The organism is Pseudactinotalea sp. Z1739 (assembly GCF_049725055.1).
In the GTDB taxonomy this organism is placed as follows: Bacteria; Actinomycetota; Actinomycetes; order Actinomycetales; family Beutenbergiaceae; genus CALKWS01.
Window position 1 is genome coordinate 271,084 of record NZ_JBMPQA010000002.1, and the last position, 22,894, is coordinate 293,977.

Consider the following 22,894-nt stretch of genomic DNA (forward strand, 5'->3'; position numbering starts at 1 on the left):
CAGCTCCCTCAGGGAGAGGCATGCCTCAGCCACCTCTCTGATCTGGGTTGTCTTCTTCACGAATCGCGGAGAGCCGTCAATGATCATGTTCCCCGTGTTCGCGGTCTGGTTGGAGGTGGTAGTCGTTGGGCTGGGTGCTGTGTCCGGGTTCGACGATGAGGAATTGGCCCATCATTCCCTGGTCCTCGTGTCTGAGGGTGTGGCAGTGGTACATGTAGGGCCACTGGGTGCTGGGGTAGTCGGTGAAGGTCATGATGAGCCGGATGTGTTGGCCTTCGGGTAGCCACACGGTGTCTTTCCAGCCGCGCAGATGCGGCTGCGGCTCCCTGCCGTCGATGTCGAGGATCTGGAACTGGACGTCGTGAATGTGGAAGTTGTGCGTCTGGCCATCGAGGTTGGTCACGTTCCAGATTTCGGTGTCTCCCAGGGTGATGATCTCATCGATGCGTGCCATATCCATCTCCTGGCCGTTGATGGAAACCCCCGACAATTCGAAGTCTCGTGTCCTGGCTGCAGTGGATTCATCGATGCGGGGCATCTCGACCAACTCCCTGGGGACATCCTGGACTCCGCCGAGGTGGTCCCCGGCGCGGAACTGGAGGATGTCGAGGTGGTCGGCGCCCCCGGCGAGGCGATCCCCGGTGTCGCTGGGCCCGGATTGGAGGCGGACCTGTTCGCCGGGTTCGAACGCCACGACGATCTCGGCGCGTTCACCGGCAGAGAGTTGAACCTCGTGCAGGTCCACTGGCGCATCCAGTAGCCCGCCGTCGGTGCTGATCAGGGCGAAGGCCCGGTCGTCCTCGAAGGCGAAGTTGTAGGGGCGGGTGTTGGAACCGTTCAGGATCCGTAACCGGACCGTGTGCGTGGTGACGTCGAAGTAGGGCCCGGGGGTGCCGTTGACCAGCACCGTGTCCCCGGTGATCCCGGCCGACTGCATGAACGAGGTGGAGGAATCCAGGGTGGCGTCGTCGTGGAACTTCTTGTCCTGGACGATCAGCGGGAGGTCATCGACACCGTAATCGCGAGGCAGGTCGAGGCCCGCCTCGTCCTGGTCGTCGATGATGAACATCCCCGCGAGGCCCTGATAGACATGCCTGGCGGTCTGCCCGTGCGGGTGCGGGTGGTACCACAGGCTCGCCGCCGGTTGATCGATCCGCCAGTTCGGGGCCCAGGTCTGCCCCGGGTCGATCATCTGGTGCGGCCCCCCATCCATCTGCGCGGGCAGGTGCATCCCGTGCCAATGCAAGGTGCTGGCCTCATCCAGCCCATTACTCACCCGGACCTGGACATCCTCGCCCCGCTCGGCCCGCAGGGTAGGGGCCAGATGGGTGCCATTGATACCCCACGTCGGCGTCATCGAACCCTGCCCCAAGTCCGTCTCCCCAGCCTGCATCGTCAGATCGAAGGTGCGCACCCCGCCCTCGACGCGAGACTCCGCTAACGGGGGAACGTGGAGAGCGCGATCGAAATCGACCTCACCGACCGTGTCGAGGGCCATGTTGAAGTAGGACATCGCAAACCAAGCGAAAACCGCAGCGGCGGCCACGAGGCCGGCCACCCCGATCCCGGCGATCCACGTCAGTGCCCTCCTCGTCGGTGATCGAGCGTTCTTGCTGGCAACAGCAGAGTTATTCATGAGCTTTCTCTCGTGGGGCCCGGTGAGCGGGCGGGTTGGGAACGCGATAGCCGTACTGTTCTGCGGTGGCCTTGGCGCCCATGCGCAGGAACATCGGCAAGGTGAGGTCGCGGAAAACGTTGCCGGCCGCCGAGGAGACCTTGCGGTCGCCAATCTGACGGCCGAAACGCGCGATCTTCTCCGTTCGCGCCTTCCGTTCTTCGGTGAACCCGGCGAACGCGGCGCCGGGGCGGGTCTCGTGCTGCATCCAGCGGGCGAGGACCGCGGCGTCTTCGATGGCGAGGCCGGCGCCCTGTCCAGTGGACGGGCTGACCGCGTGGGCGGCGTCACCGATCAGGCACACCCGCTCGTTGTGCCAGTTGTCCAGGCTGGGCATGTCGTAGAGCGGCCAGGCACCCAGCGTGTGTCGCGCAGCATTGAGGATCGCTTGGACCGGAGCGGGGTCGAGTTCGTGAAGTCGGCGGATGCTCGCCATCCAGTCGTCCTGGTCGAGGTCGGTGAGTTCGTACCGGCCCGGTTCGTAGTGCCGAGGCACATTGGTGAACCAGAAGGCGACCTTGTCGTTGACTGTGTAGCCGAAGAACGCCCGATGTCCGAAATACATCTGCTGGCGGGCCGTGTCAGGCAAGTCGACCTCAGTCCAACTGCCGCAGTCCACGATTCCGGTGTAGGAGGGTCGAGGGGCTTCGGGCCAGGTGAGCCGTCGCACTGTCGACCAGATCCCGTCCGCCCCGATCACCGCGTCGGCGATCAGCGTGCGTCCATCTGCGAAGACTGCCTCGACTCCTTGCGGCACCGTGCGCAACTCAACCAGCCGGGCGTTGAACAGGAACGTCGCCCCGGCGGCCTGTGCTCGTTCGGCGACTTCGGCGTGCAACCGCGCCCGCCGCAGCACCACACCACGCGCTCCGTACCGGGCCAGGTCCTGTTCACCGGCAAGTTCGGCGATCTTGCGTCCGCGGGCGTTGTGGAAGTCCAGACCGTACGCCTCGAACCCCCCGGCCGCAGCAGGGACGTCCCCCAGTCCGATCGCGGCCAAAGCGTTCACACCGTTCGGCGCGAGGTAGAGGAAGGCCCCGCCGGTGTCGCGCTGACTCCCACGGGCTTCCGCGACCACGACCTCACGCCCCGCGCGACGCAGAGCGAAGGCAAGTGACGATCCCGCGATGCCGCCACCGATGATCAGGGTCTTCATAGGCCCTCCTCGTTTGGGTTCTTGCGTCAGTGAAGAGTGGGGACGGGCGTAAGGTCCGCATACTCCGCCTCGTTCGTTCGTGCGAACGAACGAGCGTGAAGGTAGCATGGGTTTCGTGAACCGGGCAAGATCGAAGGAAGCCAGCCGTGATGAGGTGCTCACCGTGCTGGCGGCTTCCGGCCGTGAACTCAGCACAGCGATGATCCAGTTCCACACGAACCTGTCTCGGCGCGTCGGTCTCGGACCCACGGAGGAGAAGGTTCTCGAACTCGTCCACAGACACCAGCACGCAACCGTCGGCGAGTTGGCCAAGCACGCCGCCATGCCTAAGAACTCCCTCAGCGACATCCTCGACCGGCTAGAAGAAAAGGCATTCATCCAACGGGAGCCGCACCCCAGCGATGGGCGCAAGGTCTCCATCGTCGGTACCGACGCCGGCGCCCGACGCATCGGTGCGCTCTTCGACGGTCTGATGTCCCGACTCGCCGAACTCAACGGCAACTACTCCACCGAAGAACTAGCGGTCGTCGCGGACTATCAACGTCGCGCCGCTGAGATCCAAGGGGCCGAGGCACGAGCCCTGGCCACCGACGCCGCCTCCCTCCGTGGTGGGGCGTGACGCCGAACGAAGGACACCCCTCTGACTGCCGACACGGCCCGGTGGCTGGCCTCGGCCGGTGCGGGCTACCCGGATCAGCCGGTCAGTGGAAGCACACCCTGACCCACCGGCTAATACTTGACCCGTCGGCGCCAGTACCGCCGCTGCAGCACGCCATCCGCGGGCGACATGTGCCGTCGTCTGCAGTGATATCCAATTGCCGGGTGCGCGCGCGACGCGCCACGATGTCACTCAGCCGCCGTACCCGAGGAGGAGCCCCCATGCGTTCGGGTGCTGGAGGAGTACCCGGACACGATCCCCACACACGTGCGCGAACACGTGGGTCTCGCGGGGCGCGCGAACCAGCACTTCGACACCGTCGTCATGGGTCAGCGGACCTGCGTCAATACGTCGTCTCGACGACGCAGGAGGAACTCGACCCGAGCGTCACCATCGTCCGCGACGACCCCATCGCTCGTCCGCCGGCTCAAGGGCGAGGACTCTCCCATCGACATCTAGCTCGCGGGTGGTGCGCGGTTAGCCGGGATGGTGCTCCCCGAGATTGACCGCTTCATCGTCAAGCTCTACCTGGTGGTGGCAGGCGCAGGCTACTCGATGCTCACTGACGCGCCCTTCGCCCCCGCCGAACTCACGCTCGCGGACGTGCAGACCTTCGCCGACGGCAACCTCGTCCTCACCTACGACCGCTCCTAGAGCGCTCCCTTGGCCGCTAGGGCGTTGATGGGCGGAGCAAGTTTGCACACGGTCAGGCACGCAAAACCCCCGCCAGGCTGGGCCTGACGGGGGCTCTGGACCGCTGTCTCAAACGATGCGCGCCCGGAGGGACTCGAACCCCCAACCTTCTGATCCGTAGTCAGATGCTCTATCCATTAAGCTACGGGCGCTGGGCCGGCGTGCCGCCGACGCCCCACAATACCTGCAAGCACCCGGGTGGGGAAATCCGCCCTGCGGTGAGGTTGCACACCTCGACCTAGGAGGCCTCGTCGTCGGCCCGGCGTGACAGGTGACGTGCCAACACCGCCCCGAGGATCAACTGCAACTGGTGGTACATGATCAGCGGCACCACGAGCGTGGCCAGGGTGGCCGCCGGGAACAACACCGCACCCATCGGCAACCCGGTGGCCAGCGACTTCTGCGAACCGCCCAACAGGAACACGATGCGTTCAGGCAGCGCCAGGCCAATCCGCGGACCCACGAACCACAACAGCCCCGAGATCCCGGCCAGCAGCGCCAGGCTGAACGCCCCCAGCGTGATCAGCATCGACCAGTGCACCTGGCTCCACACGCCCTGAGCGGTGGCGGCTGAGACAGCGTTGAACAGCATCACGGTGATCGCGATCCGGTCCACCAGCATCGTCAGCAATGTGCGCCGGCGGATCCAGGCCCCCAGCCAGCGCGAGCACACCTGACCCAGCACGAACGGCAACAGCAACTGCAGCAGCACCGAGCGCATCCCGCTCAGGCCGGTGGTGGCCACCGACCCCATCAGGGCAAGCACCAGCAGCGGCGTGGCCACCATGCCCACCACGTTGGAGATCGTGGCCGCGCAGATAGCCGCAGGGATGTTGCCGCGAGCGATCGATGTCAGCGCCACCGACCCCTGCACCGTGGAGGGCAGCACGGACAGGAACAGCACGCCGGTGGCCAGAGCCGGGCCGATCAGCGGCGCCATCGCCCACGCCAGGGCGATCCCGATCAGCGGCCACAGCACGAACGTGACCCCCAGGATCGACCCCTGCAGCCTGACGTTGCGCAGTCCGGCCAGCACCTCCTTGGTGGGCAGGCGCAGGCCGTAGGTGAAGAACAACACCATGATCCCGGTGCGCGCGATCGTGTTCACCGGGGCGCGGGCGGCCTCCGGTACCGGGATGAGCAGGCCCGCCAGCAACGCGACCAGGAGCAGCAGCACGAACGGGTCGATCCAGCGGCGCAGTGCCTTCACGCGGCTGCCCCAGCGAATCGGCCCACACGAGCGGTGGGAAGAGAGCGGGTGGCGGCCACCGGACCAACCTACTATCGCCGCCGCGGCCCGCGCCTACACGGTCTATGGTGGTGCTGCTCGGGCACATGACCGCCCGCGCCCCCGCGCGGGGACACCGGTGCCGATCGAGGCAGGGTTCGGCGCGGGACTTTCGAGCCGGAACACACCTCGTGCACTCTTCCCCCTTCGGCGCCCTGGCCCACTTCAAGATCCTGCCCGCCATCTCCTCCGGGCCCGCGATGGCTCTGGCGGTAGCGGCCCGCGCCCCCTATGCGATGGTCCCGCTGGGCACCATGACCGCGATCACCGCCTCGACCGGGTCGGTGGCCTCGGGCGGGTTGGCGACCGGCCTGGTCGCGATCGCCACCGCGGTGGCGGGCCCACTGATCGGGCGGTGGGCCGACCGGGCCGGGCAGCGATTCGTGCTCACCCTGCTCACTCCGATCAACGCGCTGGCACTGGGCGCTTTGCTCCTGGCGGCGCTGTGGGCCTGGGACGGGCCGGCACTGTGGGCGGCGGGCGTGGGGGTGGGCGCCACCGCGATCCCGGTCGGCGCTTTCGCACGGGCGCGCTGGGTGCAGTTGACCACTCGGCCACGGGATCTGGCCGCGGCGTTCTCCTACGAGTCCACCGTGGATGAGTTGACCTTCGTGCTCGGCCCGGCGCTGGTGGGGATCGCGGCTTCGGCGGCCACCCCGGCCGCACCGATCGCCCTGGCGGCTGTGCTGGTGGCCCTGGCCGGGATCCCCTTCGCGCTCACCGCGCCGCGCAAGGCCGGCACCAGTCCCGCACCGCGCAGGCCCGACGACGACGGTACAGCGGGCGGGCGCACCGCACCCGAGCGGGTGGCCTCGATCCCGGCGATCATGTGGGCGGTGGCGCCGGCTGTGCTGGTGATGCTGTGCATCGGGGTGTTCTTCGGTGCGGTGCAGGCCGGGACCACCGAGCGGGCGGTGGTCCTGGAGGTGCCCGGGCAGGCCGGGCTGGTCTATGCGCTGATGGGGCTGACCTCCGCGGCCACAGCGCTCCTGGTGGTGATGGTGCCGGCGTCGGTTCGACTGCCCACCCGGGTGTTGTTCGGCGGTGCAGGGATGGCGGTTTTCATCACGATCGCGGCATTCGCCGGCTCGCTGGGCGCCACCGCCGTCGCGCTGCTGGCCACCGGTGCCTTCCTCGGCCCCGCTCTGGTCACGGCGTTCTCGATCGCCGAGCGGCGCAGTCCTGCCGGCGGGATCGCCGTCTCGATGACCTCGATGCAGTCCGGGGTCACGATCGGGGTGGCGATCGGATCGGCCGCCGGTGGCGCACTGGCGGCCGGTGTGGGCTCGGAGGGCGGGTTCGGCCTCGGGGCGCTGGCCTCCGTCGTCATCGGCCTGACCGGTCTCGCCTTGCTCACCACCGGGCGGCAGCGGCGTGGGCACCCCCTTCAGGACTCCGGGAATCCGTAACTGAGCGCACTCGGCAGCGGCGGGCCACTGAGGCTGGCCACCACCATCCGCTCGTACCCGGGTATCGGTTCGGGCAGGTCCGTCAGTGGGAACCAGGCAAGATCGGCGCATTTGGCCGGCTCCCGGATGACGGGCACACCGTCCCACGACTCGGCCGTCCAGAACCATTCGATGCGCTGCTCGATCGGGACGTCGGTTCCGTCGGTGCGGTGCATGACGGTGATCAGCCGCAGATCCTCGGGACGGATCCGGACGCCGATCTCCTCCTCGGCCTCGCGCACCGCTGCGGCCACTGCGGTCTCGCCGGGTTCGAGGTGCCCGGCAGCCCCGGCCACCCAGTGCCCGTCCATGTATCCGGTGTTGGCTCGTCGCTGCAGCAGGACCTCCTCACCGCAGCTCAGGTAGAGGTAAGAGGCCGGAATCAGCGCGAAGGAAGCAGGCATCGCTCGCCACCGTAGTGGCAGAGCGGCGGAATGCGCCGAGATTCCCAATGGGCGGAGACGGTGGGATTTGAACCCACGGAAGGATTGCTCCTTCACGGCCTTAGCAGGGCCGCGCACTAGGCCAGACTATGCGACGTCTCCAGATCAACGGCAAGCGTACCTGCCCTGCGGCACAGGAGCCAAAACCTGTGGCTCAGGGCACGCCGTCCACCTACTGCGCATCGGAAGGAACCAGGTCAGGGCACCAACAGGATCTTGCCGAACACGCCACCGGCTGCCATGGCGTCCTGCGCTTGGACCGCCTCATCGAGGGGGTACTTGGCGTGCACCACGGGGCGGATCCGCCCCTGCTCCACCAGAGGCCACACCTCGCGGCGCACCTGCGTCACGATCGCCTCCTTCTCCTGCGGTGGCCGGGCCCGCAACAGCGTTCCGTGCACGCTCTTCCACCGCATGAGTGCCGCCAGGTCGATCTGTGCGGTGCCACCACCGGCCATCAACCCGATGATCACCAGTTGACCGTGCCTGGCCAGCACCTGCACATTGCGCTCCAGGTACTCAGCCCCGACGACGTCCAGGACCAACGGCACCCCGCGGTCCTCGGTGTGCTCGCGCACCACGTCGGCGAAGTCCTGTGCATGGTGGTCCACCACCACCTCCGCACCGAGTTCTCCGCACCGGGCCGCCCGCTGCGGGCCGCCTGCGGTGGTGATCACCCGCGCTCCGAACCCGGCCAGGATCTGGATCGCCAGGGAACCGATGCCTCCTGATCCCCCGTGCACCAGCACCCATTGGCCCTGCAGGTCCGCCGCGCTCATCCCGCCCGGACCGGTCACGTTGGACCACACGGTGCACAGACCCTCCGGCAGCGCGGCCGCCTGCACCAAGTCCACGCCGTCCGGCACCGGGAGCAGCCCGCGCACGGGCACCACGACCTGCTCGGCGTATCCCCCGCCGTCGAGCAGGGCACAGACCCGCTGGCCGACGTGCCAGTCGGCCACACCCTGGCCCACGGCGGTGATGATGCCGGAGGCTTCCAGGCCGGGCCATGGTGGAGCCCCGGGTGGTGGGGGGTGCATGCCCCGGGTCTGCAGCAGGTCGGCCCGGTTCAGTGCTGCGGCGGCGATGTCGATGACGACGGTGCCCGGGTCCGGCTGCGGGTCGGCCACCTCCTGTACGCGCAGTACCTCCGGTCCGCCGCGCTCGGTGATCACCACTGCTCGCATAAGCCCCACACTAGGGCGGCCCGGGCCCGGTTTCGACCTGGCGGGCCCCGATGGGCCACAATGGTGGGCGCACGTTGGAGGGTTGACAGAGCGGCCGAATGTGACGGTCTTGAAAACCGTTGTGGGGAGACTCACCGTGGGTTCGAATCCCACACCCTCCGCCAAGGAGGCAGCGTTCCTGCGGGAACGACCGGACTCCGGCCGGCGGCGAAAAGGACCGCCGGCGACATAGGATCAGACCATGACGGACTCAAGCGAACCGGGCACGAACTGGACGATGAGGGGGGTCCACACGTCGGCCGAGATCAAGGGCGGCGTGCTCGTCGGTGATGATGGCTCGGACGCGGCAGTGCGCGCTGTCGAATACGCCGTCGAGGAGGCTGCGCGCAGGGGAACAGACCTCCACGTGCTGCGGGCGTGGACCATCCCGACGGCGGTGCGCCCACCCGACCTCCCGTTCGGCGTGACTCCCTCGATCCTCGAGTTCCAGGAGGCCACGAAAGCACAGACCCTCGGGCGAGCCACTGACGCCGGTGCCGATCATCCCGACCTGCAGATCCACGCCCACACCGTCTACGGCCGCGGTGACCAGGCGCTCATCGGCGCCTCCGCCGGCGCCGACGTCCTCGTGGTCGGCTCCCGGGGGCTCTCCAGGATCGGGAACTTCCTCATCGGTTCGACCGCGGCGGCCTGCATCCGCCAGGCACCGGTGCCCGTCGTCGTCGTCCGCTGAGGGCACCCGCCCATCCCAGCCGAGTGGCCCCGCCACCGGATCACCACCCCATCGGGGTCACGCGGCCCGCTCGTGGCGGGCTGCGTCGAATCCGGCGGCAGGGCCGACTCGCCTGCCCGGTTACTCCAGCAACTCCAGGATCGTCCCGGCTTGGCCGACCAGGTCGGCTCGGGCCGAGTCGGAGACGGTGTCCGGCCGGTTCGGGTTCTCCAGGTGGTGCACGAACCGGTTGAGCGCGGCCACCGCCGGTGCGGTGCGGCCGGATTCCAGGTGCCCCTGCGCCTGCTCCACCGCGTTGGTGAGGCGATTGACGATCGGACCGTCCACGTCCCCGGCGTCGACGTACTCGGCCAGGGAAGCGCCCAGCGCGGCCGCAGCCTCCTTCGCGTCACCGTCACCCGGGTCCTCGCCACCCCCGTCCTGGGCATAGAGGCGGTAGTCGCCGGCCAGCGCGTCGAAGGCCGCGATCTCACCGGACCAACCGGCGATGATCTCATCGGGGTCGACGCCGTCCTCCAATTGCATCCGCACGTCCCGGGTTCCGGTCAGGCGATCGATCCAGCAGATGTCACTGGGGGTGCTGCACTGCTGGTCGGGGTAGACGGTGCCCTCGCGCCAGTCGATGCCATCGGTGTTGTACAACGCCTCCAGCACGTGCAACCCGGTGCGCACCGGGACGAAGGTGGAGGGGTCGGTGACGTGGACCTCCACCCCGCCGGAGAGCCGTCCCTGCTCCTTACTGGCGGTCGGGTTGGCGAACATCGGACGGAAGTGCACGCCCGACAGCTCCCGGCTGTTCAGGTCCTCGGCCAGGGCGTAGGCGCCGACCTCGTCGATGTCACCATGGCCGGCCCACAGGAACGGCTTGGTGGTGCCGCGACCCTCGGAGGCGTTCAGCGACTCGATCAGCCCCATACCGGCGTAGACCCACGCGGTCTCGATGGTGGGGATGTTCGGTGAGGGCAGCACCCAGGGCAGGTTGTACCCGTCGACGAAGTCGGACGGGTCATAACCCTCCAACTCCACCACGTGCAGGTTCTGCACCGGGTCGTCGAGGAACTCACCGTTGAACAGGCTGGCGAGTTCGCCCACGGTCAGCCCGTGCTGCATCGGGATCTCCCGTAGCCCCACGAAGGAGGACAGCGCCGGATCCAGCACCGGGCCATCGATCCGGTCGCCCAGCGGGTTGGGCCGGTCCAGCACGATGAACTCCTTGTCGAACTCCGCGGCGGCGTCCATCGCGTAGTACATCGTCCAGATGTAGGTGTAGAACCGGGCCCCGATGTCCTGGATGTCGAACAACAGCACGTCGACGTCCTCGAGCATCTCCGCGGTGGGGCGCTGGGTCTGGCCGTACAGCGACCACACCGTCAACCCGGTCCGGGGGTCGACGTAACTCTCCACGTCCGCGCCGGCCGGCGCGCCACCGAGGATGCCGTGTTCGGGGGCGTACAGCGCCGTGAGTTCGTACCCACCTGCCTCCTGCCCGGCGATCAGCAGGTCCATCGAGTGGGTCAGGTCCGAGTCCACACCGGTGGGGTTCGTGATCAACCCCACGCGCTTACCTTCCAGCAGCGCGGTCTCCTCGGGTGAGTTCAGCAACCGTTCGATACCCAGTTCCACGGTGGCTGCGTGCCCGGGAGCCGGCCCGGGCGGGGGGAACACCGGCGCGGCATCGTCGAACGCGTGCTGCCAGGAGGACTGCGTGCGGCCCTCGATGAAGTAGCCGTCCGCAGCCTGGGCCACCACGGTCACTGTGCCGGAACCGGCGTGCTCCCCGGGCTCGACCACGTCACCGTTCACCAGGTAGGTGACTCCCTCCACCTCCGGGATCGTCATCGAGTCGGCCTCGAAGACCGGCTCCTGCGGTACCACGGTGGTCCCGTAGTCCAGGCCGTGGCCCAGCGGGTAGACCTCACCGGTGCCATCGTCCTGCGGCACCACTACGGGCAACTCACCACGGGGGTTGATGTTGCCCGAGACCACATCGGCGATGGCCTGCAGCGAGACCGGGGCGTATCCGTAGGAGACCATCGCGGCCTCGGTCGGCGCGGTGAAGGTGCTGTCATAGGGGTTGCGTACGGCGACCTCGATGACCTCGGTCTCCAGTTCGGACAGGGCCGCGACCAGATTCTGCTGGTTCTGCGGGGTTTCGAACGCGGTGGACTGTGTCAGCACCACGACGGCATCACGATCGGTGGCGTCGCCGACGATGATGTCGATCACAGCCTGCGTCGGATTATTCGCGCGCAGCATCCGGACCGTGTGTCCGTCGCGGATCAGTTGATCGGCGATGACGTTCAGCCGCCCGCTGTCCCCCCAGCCGGTGACCAGCACGTTCGACCCATCATCCAGTGGCAGCACGCCGTCGTTGCTCAGCAGGGTGATGGAATCATCGGCAATCGCCTGGGCGCGCTCACGATGCTCGACGTCGTTCATCACCTCATCGACGGCATCCAGATCGGGCAGCGGGTCAGCCAGGACGCCGCGGCGCTCCTTCTGCTCCAGGATGCGCCGCACCGACTCATCGATGCGCTCCTCGGTGATCTCGCCGTCGGCCACCGCGTCCATGACGCCGTCATAGGCGACTCGCAGATCCGGGGGCATCAGCATCTGGTCGGCACCGGCCAGAATGGCCTCCACCGGGACCCGGTCGTCGCCGAACTCCTCCTGCACGCCGTCCATGGCCAGGGAGTCGGTGACGATGACTCCGTCATAGCCCATCTCGTCGCGCAGCAGACCGGTCAGGATCGGCTGGGACAGTGTGGCCGGGCGGCCGGAGTCGTCCAGAGCCGGGATCACGATGTGGGCGGTCATCATCGAGTCCACGCCCGCCTCGATCGCCGCCTGGAACGGCGGCAGGTCCTCGGCACGGAAGTCCGCCTCGGACTTCTCGATGATGGGCACCCCGTAGTGGGAGTCCACGTCGGTGTCGCCATGCCCCGGGAAGTGTTTCACCGAGGCCGAGATCCCGCCGTCGTCCTGGAAGCCGTGCACCTGGGCGGTGCTCAGGGCGGAGACCAGTTCGGTGTCGCCTCCGAAGGCGCGCACCCCGATCACCGGGTTCAACGCGTTGGAGTTCACGTCCGCGATCGGTGCGTAGTTCTGGTTGATCCCCAGCGCGCTCAGTTCGGTCGCGGTGATCCCCGCCGCCTCACGGGCGTACTCGGCGCTGCCGGTCGCCCCCAGGGCCATCGAGCCGGGCATCTGGGCCGACGGCTCGGGCAGCCGGATGACGACGCCCTCCTCCTGATCGATGGACAGGCTCAGTGGGGGCGCGCCGGCATCCAGGGCGGTCTGCTGGATGTCGTGGGAGAGCTGGGCGATCTGCCCGGGCGAGTTGAGGTTGCCCGACCAGCCGAAGTAGATGATGCCGCCGGGGTGGAACTCCTCGATGATCTTCTCGATGGTGTCCACACCCTCACCGGCCATACCCTCGTTGCCGGAGTGGGCCTGGTCGATCTCCTCGCCGTAGACGAAGGGCACGAACATCTGACCGACCTTCTGCTCCAGGGTCATGCCCTCGATGATCGCGTCGATGTCTGTCTCGTCCTGGTTCGGCTGGGCCATCGCCACCGCCGATCCCAGGACCAACGCGGTAACGGCACCGGCCCCCACCGCAGTCAATCTTCTTCGCTGTCCATGACGCCCTGGCATCGTTGCCCTTCGTTCGGGGAGCGCAGCGGTGCGCTCGCATCGGTCCGTGTGGGCCTACACTCTGCCGCCGATTGTCCGATTGGTCAATGGTTTCCAACTGTGGACCCAGGCTAGGTAAGTGAGTTACCAAGGTGGAGCACCCCGGTTCTCCGGTCAGGATCGGTTCGGTTACCTGCGTACTTCGTGGGCGAGCAGGTCGTACCGGACGTGGTCCACCACCCGGTCATCACGCAGCCGCACCACGGAGCGGTCCCGGCCCACCTCCCGCATCCCGGCGTTGGTCGCCACCCGGCGTGAGGCGGCATTGGGATCGGCGGCCAGCAGGCTGAGCCGGTCCAGTCCCCCTCCACCGTCCCGGGTGGGGGTGAAGGCGTACCGGATCACCAGCCGCAGTGCCGCCGTCATCGCACCTCGCCCCCGCGCCCGCGGGTGCATCCAGTACCCGACCGCGCCGGTGCGGACCGTGTCGGCATGGGTCTCCATCCGCACATCCAGTGCTCCGATGCACTCATCACCATCGGCATCGGCGACGCAGAAGGCCCAGCGAGTGTCCGGTTCGGCTTGCTGGCAGTCGCTGATGTAGGTCTCGGCGTCGACCACCGTGTAGGGGTCGGGCAGCGGGAGCCAGAACTGGGTCTCGGGATCGGTGCACGCCTCCACCACTCGCCCGGCGTCGGCGTGACGCCAGGGACGCAGCCGGATCCCGCTCCCGGCCAGCGTGGGCACGTGCCGGTAGGGCCTGCCCTGTAACGGGACGCCGGCGCCGTCGGCGAGCAGCTCGAAACGGACCATGTCGTACTGCCCGCCACCGGGCTCGTACACCATCGCGCGCCGCTCGGTGCCGCACCATACGTACCCGGCCTTGCGCAGCACCGCCTGGGAGGCGAGGTTGCGATGGTCGGTCATCGCCCACAACCGGTGCAGGCCCAACTCCGCCGCCCCGAAGGCGTAGTCGCGCACCAGTCGCAGCGCCTGGCCGAGTGCGCCCTTGCCGCGCGATTCCGGGAGCACCCAGTAGGCCACCTCGGCCGAGCCGTGCTGATAGGGCTGGTTGATGCCGAGCAGGCAGATCCAACCGAGCGGGAGGCCGGTCCCTGCCTCGGCGATACACCAGGACAGCGCACGCCGATCCGCCCACTCCTGGTCCTGCAGCGCCAGCCACGCGGCGTATCCGTCCGCATCCGTGCCGGGCAGGCTCGGGCCCACGAACGCCTTGACCGGCTCATCGAAGGTCAGGTGCTCGCGATCCTGTGCCCGCCAGGCACGAAGAACCACGCGGTCCCCGGACAGCACCGGTACGTCGCTGGGTTCGCTGATCGCATCGTTCGGCGACATGACGCCTAGTGAACCAGGTCTGCTCAGCCGTCGAGTAGTCCGGCCGCCAGTGCGGGGGCGAACATCGGGGTCAACGGTAGCCGCGGCATCAAGGTGGCCTGCAGAGCATGGTAGATGTCGGGCTTTCCGGCCCACACGGTGTCGCTGGGCCGGTTGGCCGAATCGAGTTCGTGCACCCAGGAGCCGCGCTCCTCATCGATCAGGTGGATCGCCGCGTACTCCCACCACATCTGGTACCACCGGACCAGGTGTGGGTCGGGATCAACCCGGTACAGCGCCGCGGCGGCCGCGAGCCCCTCGGCGAGGACCCAGTGCATCCGCTCGCGCACCAGCGGCCGGCCGTCGAAGGTCACGGTGTAGACGAACCCGTCGGCACCGTCCACGCCCCACCCCTCACGCACGGCGGCGTCGAAGAGCTCCCGGGCGGCTTCCAGCATCCACTCCGGAGCGTCCTGGCCGCGTGCCTGCAGGCCGGCGCGCACCTGCAGCACCAGACGGGACCATTCCAGCCAGTGCCCCACGGTGGCCCCCGCGGGACGGAACTGGTGCGCGGGGGTGTCGGCGTTGTACTCCAGCAGCGGCTCCCACCGGGCCGTGAAGTGCTCGGGGATGCGCCAGAAGTGCTCCCGGGCGACCGTGACGACGCGCTCGCAGATCCTCATCGCACGCGCCAGCCAGACGTCCTCCCCGGTCACGTCCGCGGCGGTGACGTAGGCCTCCACGGTGTGCATGTTGGCGTTGACGCCGCGATAGTCCTCCAACTCGGTGAAGGTGCGGTCCCAGGACTCAGCGACCATGCCTTCATCCTCGCGCCAGAAGCGCTGCTCGGAGACGCCCAGTGCCTCAGCCAGCAGGTCCGGGCCCCCGGGTCGACCGGCGGCCGTCGCGCTGGCCCCCGCCAGGATCACGAACGCGTGTGCGTAGGCCTCCTTGGCATCGGAGGCGCCGGCCCCGACGGCGGAGAACCAGCCACCGTGCTCGTCATCGTGGAAGTGCTGCGCCAGCGTGCTGATGCCGTGATCGACCATGGTGGCCGCACCGGGCCGGCCCAACAGGACCCCGAGGGAGTAGGAGTGCGCCATCCGGCAGGTGATCCACAAGGGCAGGCCCTGCTCCTCGATCACCTGCCCCGCGCGGTCCAGGTACCCGAATCCCTGGGTCACCATCGAACCGGCACCGAAGGCGAGAAGCTCGTCGGACTCACGTTCCAGCCAGCGGGCGTGGGCGGCGCTGTTCAACCAGGTCATGGCCATCACTGTAGGGCCCATGCGCAGACAGTCCGGCCACCTGCGCACCTGCCGTGCCCGTACCGACGGGTGCGCGCCTCAGCCCTGACGCAGGTACAGGTCTCGCAGCAGGGCGATCTCGGCCATGTGGTGGATCGCCTCCCGGTGGATGTGCAGCACCAGGGCGATCATGGGCTCCTCGGCGAAGTGCCCCTCCGCCTCGCCCACCGGGCGGGCCAACGCCTCGTCGTCAAGACCTGCCACCGACCCGATCCAGTGGGCGTAGACCTGGTCGAGCTGGGCCAGCGCCTCGGCCGCGGTGCCGGCGTAGTCGAAGTCGAAGTCGAAGTCGAAGTAGTCCATCGGCGGACCGGCGAAGTGGGAGTGGTTGCGCGTGCCGAAGACCCCCACGATCACGTGGCCCATCCGCCAGGCGATCGTGGTGACCGGCGCGGGCTCGGGTTCGGGCACCGCGAACTCGATCACCCAGTCGCCGCGGCCGCCCTGGATCGGCGCCTCACTGCTCCCGCGCGGGCGCACGCTCCACATCTCCTCCACCGGCTCCCAGAGGTACTCGGCATCACTGAGTCCGTGCAGGCGGGGCCGGGCTGCCGTCTCCCAGTGGAACCGCAGTTGCTCAGCCAACTGGTGGGCCAGGTCGATCGACCGCTCAGGCATCGAGGTCTCCTCCGACGGCGGGTTCAGATTCCCGGCTCGATCAGCGCTGAGTGAACCCGGGACGCTCACGGGGTGGGGTGTTGGCATGATAGACCCATGACTCCCGAGCAGCACCAGCCCCAGGACCCCGCTTCGCCCCAGGATCATGACGGCGCTGATGCCGCTGATGCGCACCCCGGCCGGGCCGACGCCCAGGATGGCGCAAGGGACCCGGAGACTGACACCGGATCGCGTGACGATGAGACCACCGAGGATGACCGGGACGAGGCCAACCCACGGATCGTCGTGACCAGCCCCAGCGGACTGGGCATCGCCGAGACCGACGGCGACCAGAAGGCCGACCCCACCGCGGCGGTGGAGGAACCGGCCAAGGTGATGCGCCTGGGTTCGATGATCAAGCAACTGCTCGAAGAGGTACGCAGCGCTCCCCTGGATGAGGCCGCGCGGGACCGTCTGGCCCGCATCCACGAGCAGTCGCTCAAGGAGTTGGAGTCCGGGCTGAGTGAGGAACTGGTGGGCGAACTACACCGGATCGCGCTGCCCTTCGACCACGATCGGACCCCCTCCGACGCCGAACTGCGGATCGCGAAGGCGCAGCTGGTCGGGTGGCTGGAGGGGCTCTTCCACGGCATCCAGACCGCCCTGGTGGCCCAGCAGATGGCCGCGCAGAGCCAGTTGTCGCAGATGCGCAAGGCGCTCCCGCCGGGTGTGGCTCCCGGTCAGATGCCCCCGGGCCTGGTGGTGAACCGGCCGTCGGAGGACTCCGAGCACCGCGGCACCGGTCAGTACCTCTAAGCCTGCCGCCGACTCTACTCTTCGGGCCCCTGCGCAAGGTCTCGGACTCAAAGCGCACATCGGCTGGGACCGACCTACCGTGGATCACACCGCACGGAGAGCCCGTGTCGATCGATCACCCGAGGAGGACACGATGACGGATATCCGCCCAGAGACCGGTGACGTGACCGGAACCAAGGACAAGGACTACAACCTTCTCTGGTTCACCGAGGCCTGCCTGTCCAACGCCCTGCGTCTGGAACAGTACATCGCCGACGCCGAACGCGACGGCGACAACGAGCTCGCCGAGTTCTTCCGCAAGGCCCAGGCCGACAGCACCAAGGGCGCCGAACTCGGCAAGCAGATGCTCGCCGCCCGGCTGGCCTGAGCAACCCTTACCGTCAACACCGCCTCACCGCACGTCCCGTGTGGTGGGGCGGGCCGCGCGCAACGCGGCCGAGCGCCGGGCGCGCACCCCGGACCCTCAGCGCCCACCCGGACCGGCGACCGCCTGCAACAGCGGCACCACCCCGTCCTGACTCACCCCCGCGGCGGTGACGTCGGCGGCCGCGACGGTGTCGCCGTCGGCCCCTCCCATCGCCACCCCGAGGCCGGCCCAACCGAGCATCTCGATGTCGTTGCGTCCATCACCGGCCGCAACGCTGGCACCGGGGGCCACCCCCAGGTGCGCCCGCACCTGCTCCAGCGCGCTGGCCTTGGACACCCCCTCGGGGTTGATATCCAGCCAGGCGGTCCAACCGATGGCGTAGGAGACCCCGTGCAGCCCGGTACGGGCGACCAACTCGTGGAAGTGGTCGACATCAAGATCCGGGGCACGCAGGGTGACCCGGGACGCCGGTGCCGCGCAGAGTTCCTCGAAGTCCACCACCCGCACCGAGCCCTGCAGCTCCCCGGCGGGGAAGGGGGCACTGACCTTGAACCCCTGGCCCAGGTCCTCTACCGCGAACAGCCCGTCGGGCAGGTGCCCGCGCAGCGTCCGCAGCGGCGGCTCGGGGTCGAAGGTGATCACCTCGGCCAGTTCGTACCCTGATGCCGCGCCCGGGTCCAGCCGGGCCGTGACCGCTCCGTTGGAGCACACCGCCCAGCCGTGCCGCAGGCCCAGTTGTTCCAGCACCGGGGTCACCGAGATGATCGAACGGCCGGTGGCCAGCACCACGTGGGCGCCGGAGGCGTCCACGTCGGTCACCGCCTCCCGCACCCCCTCGGACAGGGACCCGTCATGGCCGAGCAGGGTGCCGTCGATGTCCAGGGCCACGAGCAGGTCCGAGCCTCGCGGCAGGTGTGCGGGCAGGTTCTCGAAGGCCGGCCGCTCCGCCACCGCGGACCCGTCGAAGCCGACGGCACCGACCGGCCCGAGGGCTTGCGAGCCCATACCCGCCACCTTCACGCCACCGGGTCGAAGCTGGTCATCCCGCCCAGGTAGGGCCGCAGCCCCTCGGGCACGTGCACAGAACCGTCCGCGCGCTGGTGGTTCTCCAGGATCGCCACGATCCACCGGGTGGTCGCCAGGGTGCCGTTCAGGGTGGCCACCGGGCGGGTCCCGTTGGGTCCCCGTTCGCGGACAGCCAGGCGCCGGGCCTGGAACGTGGTGCAGTTCGAGGTGGACGTCAGTTCCAGGTACCGCTGCTGGCTGGGCAGCCACGCCTCGCAGTCGAACTTGCGAGCGGCCGAGGAACCCAGGTCCCCGGCGGCCACGTCGATCACCCGGTACGGCACCTCGATCAGGTCCAGCATCTCCTGCTCCCAGCCCAGCAGCCGTTCATGCTCGGCCTCGGCCTGATCGAGGGTGGTGTAGGTGAACATCTCCACCTTGTGGAACTGGTGCACCCGGATGATCCCGCGGGTGTCCTTACCGTAGGAACCGGCCTCTCGCCGGTAGCACGCCGACCAGCCGGCGTACCGCTTGGGTCCGGCAGACAGGTCCAGGATCTCATCGGCGTGGTATCCGGCCAGGGCCACCTCGCTGGTGCCCACCAGGTAGAGGTCCTCGGCCGGCAGGTGGTACACCTCGGCGGCGTGATCGCCCAGGAACCCGGTGCCGGCCATCACGTCCGGCCCCACCAGGGTCGGGGTGATCATCGGGGTGAATCCGGCCTGGATGGCCTTGTCCATCCCGGCGTTCAGGATCGCCAGCTCCAGCCGCGCCCCCACACCGGTGAGGAAGTAGAACCTGGACCCGGAGACTTTCGCACCGCGCTCGGTGTCGATGGCACCCAGTGCCTCCCCCAGGTCCAGGTGGTCCTTGGGCGCGAAGCCCTCGGCGGTGAAGTCCCGCGGGCTGCCGTGGGTGGAGCGGACCACGAAATCGGCCTCACCACCCGGGGGCACCCGGGGGTGGACGATGTTGTCGAAATCATCGAGCAACCGGTCCAACTCGCTCGCAGCCTCCGCGGCGGTGTTCTCGGCGGTCTTGACCTGCTCGGCAAGTTCCTTGGCGCGGGCCAGGATCGCCGGGCGCTCCTGCGGGTTCGCTTGACCGATCGTGCGGGAGAGCGCCTTGTGCTCGGCGCGCAGCGACTCGAACTCGTTCAGCCGGGCGCGGCGCTGTTCATCAGCGGCCAGCACCCGGTCCACCAGCATGGGGTCGGCCTGCCGGGCGATCTGGCTGTCCCGGGCGGTCTGGGGATCTTCACGCAGTTGCTTGAGATCAATCACACCTCAGACCCTAATGCCGCCGGGAGTGCTATCGCCCGTCCCGGGCGCTACGTTGACGGCTATGACATGGGAGCAGTGGGTCAGCATCATCGCTCTGGTGCTCGCCCTCGGGGCCGTAGTGGTCGGGGTGATCGTGCTGCGGCACATCCGGGCGCGTGGTGCGAAGGTACCTTCCCTGGGGGAGTCGACCGAACGCTCCGACGACGCCCAGGACGGCCCGCCCGCGTTCGTGGTGAACCCGATCAAGACACCCAACCCGGAGCGGTTCCGGACCACCGCTACCCAGATCTGCCGGGAACTGGGTCTGGGCGAGCCACTCTGGTTCACCACGACGGTCACCGATCCCGGACTGGGGCAGGCCGAGCAGGCACTCGAACAGGGTGCCTGCGTGGTGGTGGCCGCCGGGGGCGATGGCACGGTGCGCGCGGTGGCGACCGCCCTGGCCGGTTCGGGTGTGCCGATGGGCCTGGTGCCGATGGGGACCGGGAACCTGCTGGCCCGCAACGTGGATCTGCCGGTGGAAGGCACCCAGGCGCTGATCCACACGGCCCTGACGGGCGTGGACCATCCGATGGACGTGGGGTGGATCCGGCCCCGGGAACTGCTCTCGGCCGAGGAGGCCCGGGCCAGGGGGGCGATCGGGGACACCGAGGCAGCGCAGGTGCGCGCCGCAAGCGGCCAGGACCCAAAAGGAGCCGACGACGAGCCGGCCGGCTCCGCGCAGAAGCAGCCCCCCGATGCCCTCACCAGACGCGGTGAGCACCTGTTCCTGGTGATGGGTGGGATCGGGTTCGATGCGGCCATGGTGGCCGGGGCCGATGACAACCTGAAGGCCAGAATGGGCTGGTTCGCCTACTTCGTGGCGGGGGTGAGACACCTGCACGGGCGCAAGATCCGGGTGCAGATGCAGATCGGGGACGCCCCTTGGCACCAGTTGCGGCTGCGCACCCTGCTGTTCGCCAACTGTGGGCGCCTACCCGGGGGGATGGTGCTCTTTCCGGACGCCGAGATCAACGACGGCTGGTTGGACGTGGCGGCGATCGACACCCGCCAGGGCATCCTGGGGTGGGCCTCGCTGTTCGGCAAGGTGGTACTGCAGGGCATCGGGTTCCGCCGGGACCTGCCCGGCAGCCCGTCCTCGATCACGTTCTGGCGGGGGCGCGATATCCACGTTCGGCTGCAGCGGCCCGGACCACTCCAGGTGGACGGGGACCTCATCGGTGAGGCGCAGGCGTTGAGTGTGCGAGTGGATCACAAGGCCCTGGTCGTCCGGATCCGCAGTTGAGCGGTGAGCCGGGGCACGGGCGGGCGCCTCTGCTGGGCAACAGGGGGGCGTGGACCGGCTCAGGGTTCGCCCAGCGGATGGAAGCGGCGGGCGTAGTACACCACCGGGCTGGAGGCGCGCCCGCGATGGACCTCGAGTACCTCGCCGACCACCAATTCGGAACCACCCACCGGCACGGTCCGGATGGGACGGCAGCGCAGTGCCGCACGCGCGCTGGGTAGGTAGGGCTCCCCGGTGGCGAGCTCGGACCAGCCCTGCCCGGCGGTGAATCGCTCGGTGCCGGAGCGGGCGTAGACGGTGGCGATCTCTACGTCGTGCCGGTCGAGCAGGTGCACCACGAATGTGCGGGCGGACAGGATCGCTGCGGCACTGGTGCCGGCACGGGTGAGGGAGAAGGACAGGGCCGGCGGATCGGGATTGACCGAGGCCACGCTCGATGCGGTCAGGCCCACCGGACCGGTGGGGGTAGCGGCGGTGATGAGGGCGACCCCGGCGGGGTGCACCCGGAAGACGTCCTTGAAGTCCCGGGCGGTCGGGGCCGACGCACCCTGGTCGTCCGGGGGCGGCAGCCCGGTGCCGGCGACTGTCTCCGCACGGGCGGGCAGGTCCACGCGGCTGTTCACTCGGTCACCTGCAGCGGCAGCGCGGCCACGATCGGATGGTCCCCGGCGATGGGACCGGTGATCGCGGCGCCGCCGGGGGAGCCGATCTGGTCGAAGAAGTTCACGTTCGCCTCGTAGAAGTTCGCCCACTGCTGCGGAACGTCATCCTCGTAGAAGATCGCCTCCACCGGGCACACCGGCTCACACGCCCCACAGTCCACGCACTCATCGGGTTGGATGTAGAGCATCCGGTCGCCTTCGTAGATACAGTCCACCGGGCACTCGTCGATGCAGCCCTTGTCCTTCAGGTCCACGCACGGCTGCGCGATCACGTAGGTCATGACTCCACCTCACCACATACGGACACAGACACCTGTGACCGTAGAACCTCAACCCTACTTGAGGTCAACTCGGTACCTCAGTCGGTGGGGTGCACACCCGACCGCAACTGCTCCACCCATTCGCGGCCCGCGCGGAACTTCTCGTCGCTGAAGCCGGCCGGCACGCTACCCGCCGTTCCGCCGTCGGCCCGGGGGTAGGACCCGAGGAACCGCACGAGCGGGCACACCTGGTGCAACCCGACCAACGCGGCAGCGATACGTTCGTCGTCGATGTGGCCCTCGGCGTCCATGGAGAAGGAGTACCGGCCCAGGGCGTCCCCGATCGGGCGCGACTCGATCCGGGACAGGTTCACCCCGCGGGCGGCGAACTGTTCCAGCATGGTCAGCAACGCGCCGGCCTCATTGTCCGGCAGGTGCACCATCAGAGTGGTCTTGTCAGCACCCGTACGGGGCGGGATCGGCCCGGGGCGAGAAACCAGCACGAACCTGGTCACAGCGTTCGGGTTGTCGCCGATCCCGGCGGCCAGCACCTCCAAGCCGTACTGTTGGGCAGTCAGCGGGGCAGTGATCGCGGCCTGGAAGTCCACCGGCTCCTCCCCGGCGAGCATGGCGCCCCCGGCGGCGGTCGAGGTGGCCGGCACGTGAACGGCCTCGGGCAGGTTCTGCTCCAGCCAGCGCCGGCACTGGGCCCAGGCGTGGGGATGCGTGGCGACCTGGCGCACCTGGTCCAGTGTGGTTCCCGGACGCGCCACCAGTACGAACTCCACGTGCACCAGCGCCTCGCCGACCACCACCAGCGGAACCCCGGAACTGAGTGCGTCCAGGGTGGCGCTGACCCCGCCCTCCACGGAGTTCTCGATCGGCACCATCGCCCGGTCCGCGCTTCCGTTGCGCACCGCCTCCAGTGCGGCGGGCACGCCGGCCCGCGGCAGCAACTCATCGGTGCGGGGGTCGGCAACCTGCAGCAGCGCGGCCTCGGTGAAGGTACCGGCCGGGCCGAGGTAGGCGTAACGCATCACGTTCCTCCGTGCGGATCAAT

The 22,894-nt window shown here is 68.7% G+C and carries 21 protein-coding genes and 3 tRNA genes; 8 read left to right on the top strand and 16 right to left on the bottom strand.

Annotation, left to right across the window (positions count from 1 at the left end):
* Nucleotides 1–76 precede the first annotated feature (76 nt).
* Nucleotides 77–1,636 (bottom strand): multicopper oxidase family protein, encoded by a 1,560-nt coding sequence (locus ACO0LV_RS03705; protein ID WP_424786519.1) that lies wholly within the window; start codon nucleotides 1,634–1,636, stop codon nucleotides 77–79.
* The gene (locus tag ACO0LV_RS03710) at nucleotides 1,629–2,831 is read right to left on the bottom strand and encodes an FAD-dependent monooxygenase (RefSeq protein WP_424786520.1); all 1,203 of its coding nucleotides are present in this window, start codon (nucleotides 2,829–2,831) and stop codon (nucleotides 1,629–1,631) included. The genes ACO0LV_RS03705 and ACO0LV_RS03710 overlap by 8 nt, the downstream gene beginning before the upstream one ends.
* Nucleotides 2,832–2,946: 115 nt before the next feature.
* On the opposite strand from ACO0LV_RS03710, the gene ACO0LV_RS03715 reads away from it, so the two are divergent.
* Both ACO0LV_RS03715 and ACO0LV_RS03720 read left to right on the top strand, forming a co-directional pair.
* On the top strand, nucleotides 2,947–3,450 hold the full coding sequence (locus tag ACO0LV_RS03715; RefSeq protein ID WP_424786521.1) for a MarR family winged helix-turn-helix transcriptional regulator: 504 nt from the start codon (nucleotides 2,947–2,949) through the stop codon (nucleotides 3,448–3,450).
* Nucleotides 3,451–3,978: 528 nt separating this feature from the next.
* On the top strand, nucleotides 3,979–4,143 hold the full coding sequence (locus ACO0LV_RS03720; RefSeq protein ID WP_424786522.1) for a hypothetical protein: 165 nt from the start codon (nucleotides 3,979–3,981) through the stop codon (nucleotides 4,141–4,143).
* 118 nt (nucleotides 4,144–4,261) lie between these two features.
* On the opposite strand, the gene ACO0LV_RS03725 is transcribed toward ACO0LV_RS03720, so the two are convergent.
* Both ACO0LV_RS03725 and ACO0LV_RS03730 read right to left on the bottom strand, forming a co-directional pair.
* Nucleotides 4,262–4,334: transfer RNA gene (locus ACO0LV_RS03725), tRNA-Arg, on the bottom strand.
* An 86-nt stretch (nucleotides 4,335–4,420) separates the two neighbouring features.
* Entirely contained in the window at nucleotides 4,421–5,392 is a 972-nt protein-coding gene (locus ACO0LV_RS03730; RefSeq protein WP_424786523.1) for a bile acid:sodium symporter family protein, read from the bottom strand.
* 209 nt (nucleotides 5,393–5,601) lie between these two features.
* On the opposite strand from ACO0LV_RS03730, the gene ACO0LV_RS03735 reads away from it, so the two are divergent.
* The gene (locus ACO0LV_RS03735) at nucleotides 5,602–6,879 is read left to right on the top strand and encodes an MFS transporter (protein ID WP_424786524.1); all 1,278 of its coding nucleotides are present in this window, start codon (nucleotides 5,602–5,604) and stop codon (nucleotides 6,877–6,879) included.
* Here the strand turns inward: ACO0LV_RS03735 and ACO0LV_RS03740 are convergent.
* The 3 genes from ACO0LV_RS03740 to ACO0LV_RS03750 all read right to left on the bottom strand — a co-directional run bounded on the left by ACO0LV_RS03740 (nucleotide 6,858) and on the right by ACO0LV_RS03750 (nucleotide 8,548).
* Nucleotides 6,858–7,322 (bottom strand): NUDIX domain-containing protein, encoded by a 465-nt coding sequence (locus ACO0LV_RS03740; protein ID WP_424786525.1) that lies wholly within the window; start codon nucleotides 7,320–7,322, stop codon nucleotides 6,858–6,860. The two genes, ACO0LV_RS03735 and ACO0LV_RS03740, sit on opposite strands and share 22 nt — an antisense overlap.
* A gap of 52 nt (nucleotides 7,323–7,374) precedes the next feature.
* Nucleotides 7,375–7,463: transfer RNA gene (locus ACO0LV_RS03745), tRNA-Ser, on the bottom strand.
* A gap of 95 nt (nucleotides 7,464–7,558) precedes the next feature.
* Nucleotides 7,559–8,548 (bottom strand): NAD(P)H-quinone oxidoreductase, encoded by a 990-nt coding sequence (locus tag ACO0LV_RS03750; protein WP_424786526.1) that lies wholly within the window; start codon nucleotides 8,546–8,548, stop codon nucleotides 7,559–7,561.
* Nucleotides 8,549–8,624: 76 nt separating this feature from the next.
* On the opposite strand from ACO0LV_RS03750, the gene ACO0LV_RS03755 reads away from it, so the two are divergent.
* Together ACO0LV_RS03755 and ACO0LV_RS03760 are read left to right on the top strand one after the other, a co-directional pair.
* Nucleotides 8,625–8,712: transfer RNA gene (locus tag ACO0LV_RS03755), tRNA-Ser, on the top strand.
* Nucleotides 8,713–8,789: 77 nt separating this feature from the next.
* Entirely contained in the window at nucleotides 8,790–9,281 is a 492-nt protein-coding gene (locus tag ACO0LV_RS03760) for a universal stress protein (protein WP_424786527.1), read from the top strand.
* A 120-nt stretch (nucleotides 9,282–9,401) separates the two neighbouring features.
* Here ACO0LV_RS03760 and ACO0LV_RS03765 read toward each other — a convergent pair whose 3' ends face one another.
* The 4 genes from ACO0LV_RS03765 to ACO0LV_RS03780 form a co-directional block, all read right to left on the bottom strand.
* Nucleotides 9,402–12,899 (bottom strand): glycoside hydrolase family 3 N-terminal domain-containing protein, encoded by a 3,498-nt coding sequence (locus ACO0LV_RS03765; RefSeq protein ID WP_424786528.1) that lies wholly within the window; start codon nucleotides 12,897–12,899, stop codon nucleotides 9,402–9,404.
* Between the two features lie 207 nt (nucleotides 12,900–13,106).
* Nucleotides 13,107–14,273 carry a GNAT family N-acetyltransferase gene (locus tag ACO0LV_RS03770; protein ID WP_424786529.1) on the bottom strand — a complete coding sequence of 389 codons (1,167 nt, stop codon included), beginning with the start codon at nucleotides 14,271–14,273 and terminating at the stop codon, nucleotides 13,107–13,109.
* 23 nt (nucleotides 14,274–14,296) lie between these two features.
* Nucleotides 14,297–15,520: an AGE family epimerase/isomerase gene (locus ACO0LV_RS03775; protein WP_424786530.1), complete on the bottom strand. Its 1,224-nt coding sequence runs from the start codon at nucleotides 15,518–15,520 to the stop codon at nucleotides 14,297–14,299.
* A 78-nt stretch (nucleotides 15,521–15,598) separates the two neighbouring features.
* A complete protein-coding gene (locus ACO0LV_RS03780) occupies nucleotides 15,599–16,177 on the bottom strand; it encodes a DinB family protein (RefSeq protein WP_424786531.1) in 579 nt (192 codons plus the stop codon).
* A 96-nt stretch (nucleotides 16,178–16,273) separates the two neighbouring features.
* Here ACO0LV_RS03780 and ACO0LV_RS03785 point away from each other — a divergent pair, with 96 nt between their 5' ends.
* Together ACO0LV_RS03785 and ACO0LV_RS03790 are read left to right on the top strand one after the other, a co-directional pair.
* On the top strand, nucleotides 16,274–16,972 hold the full coding sequence (locus ACO0LV_RS03785) for a bacterial proteasome activator family protein (protein ID WP_424786532.1): 699 nt from the start codon (nucleotides 16,274–16,276) through the stop codon (nucleotides 16,970–16,972).
* Nucleotides 16,973–17,105: 133 nt separating this feature from the next.
* The gene (locus ACO0LV_RS03790) at nucleotides 17,106–17,339 is read left to right on the top strand and encodes a hypothetical protein (protein ID WP_424786533.1); all 234 of its coding nucleotides are present in this window, start codon (nucleotides 17,106–17,108) and stop codon (nucleotides 17,337–17,339) included.
* Nucleotides 17,340–17,435: 96 nt separating this feature from the next.
* Here ACO0LV_RS03790 and ACO0LV_RS03795 read toward each other — a convergent pair whose 3' ends face one another.
* Both ACO0LV_RS03795 and serS read right to left on the bottom strand, forming a co-directional pair.
* Nucleotides 17,436–18,344 carry an HAD family hydrolase gene (locus ACO0LV_RS03795; protein ID WP_424786534.1) on the bottom strand — a complete coding sequence of 303 codons (909 nt, stop codon included), beginning with the start codon at nucleotides 18,342–18,344 and terminating at the stop codon, nucleotides 17,436–17,438.
* Nucleotides 18,345–18,355: 11 nt separating this feature from the next.
* A complete protein-coding gene (gene serS, locus ACO0LV_RS03800; protein WP_424786535.1) occupies nucleotides 18,356–19,627 on the bottom strand; it encodes a serine--tRNA ligase in 1,272 nt (423 codons plus the stop codon).
* 61 nt (nucleotides 19,628–19,688) lie between these two features.
* Here serS and ACO0LV_RS03805 point away from each other — a divergent pair, with 61 nt between their 5' ends.
* On the top strand, nucleotides 19,689–20,912 hold the full coding sequence (locus ACO0LV_RS03805; protein WP_424786536.1) for a diacylglycerol/lipid kinase family protein: 1,224 nt from the start codon (nucleotides 19,689–19,691) through the stop codon (nucleotides 20,910–20,912).
* Between the two features lie 59 nt (nucleotides 20,913–20,971).
* Here the strand turns inward: ACO0LV_RS03805 and ACO0LV_RS03810 are convergent, their stop codons facing one another.
* From ACO0LV_RS03810 to pheA, 3 genes are all read right to left on the bottom strand, one after another.
* Nucleotides 20,972–21,481 (bottom strand): flavin reductase family protein, encoded by a 510-nt coding sequence (locus ACO0LV_RS03810; protein ID WP_424786658.1) that lies wholly within the window; start codon nucleotides 21,479–21,481, stop codon nucleotides 20,972–20,974.
* A gap of 50 nt (nucleotides 21,482–21,531) precedes the next feature.
* On the bottom strand, nucleotides 21,532–21,855 hold the full coding sequence (fdxA, locus tag ACO0LV_RS03815; RefSeq protein ID WP_424786537.1) for a ferredoxin: 324 nt from the start codon (nucleotides 21,853–21,855) through the stop codon (nucleotides 21,532–21,534).
* Nucleotides 21,856–21,932: 77 nt separating this feature from the next.
* The gene (pheA, locus tag ACO0LV_RS03820) at nucleotides 21,933–22,871 is read right to left on the bottom strand and encodes a prephenate dehydratase (protein WP_424786538.1); all 939 of its coding nucleotides are present in this window, start codon (nucleotides 22,869–22,871) and stop codon (nucleotides 21,933–21,935) included.
* Nucleotides 22,872–22,894 lie beyond the last annotated feature (23 nt).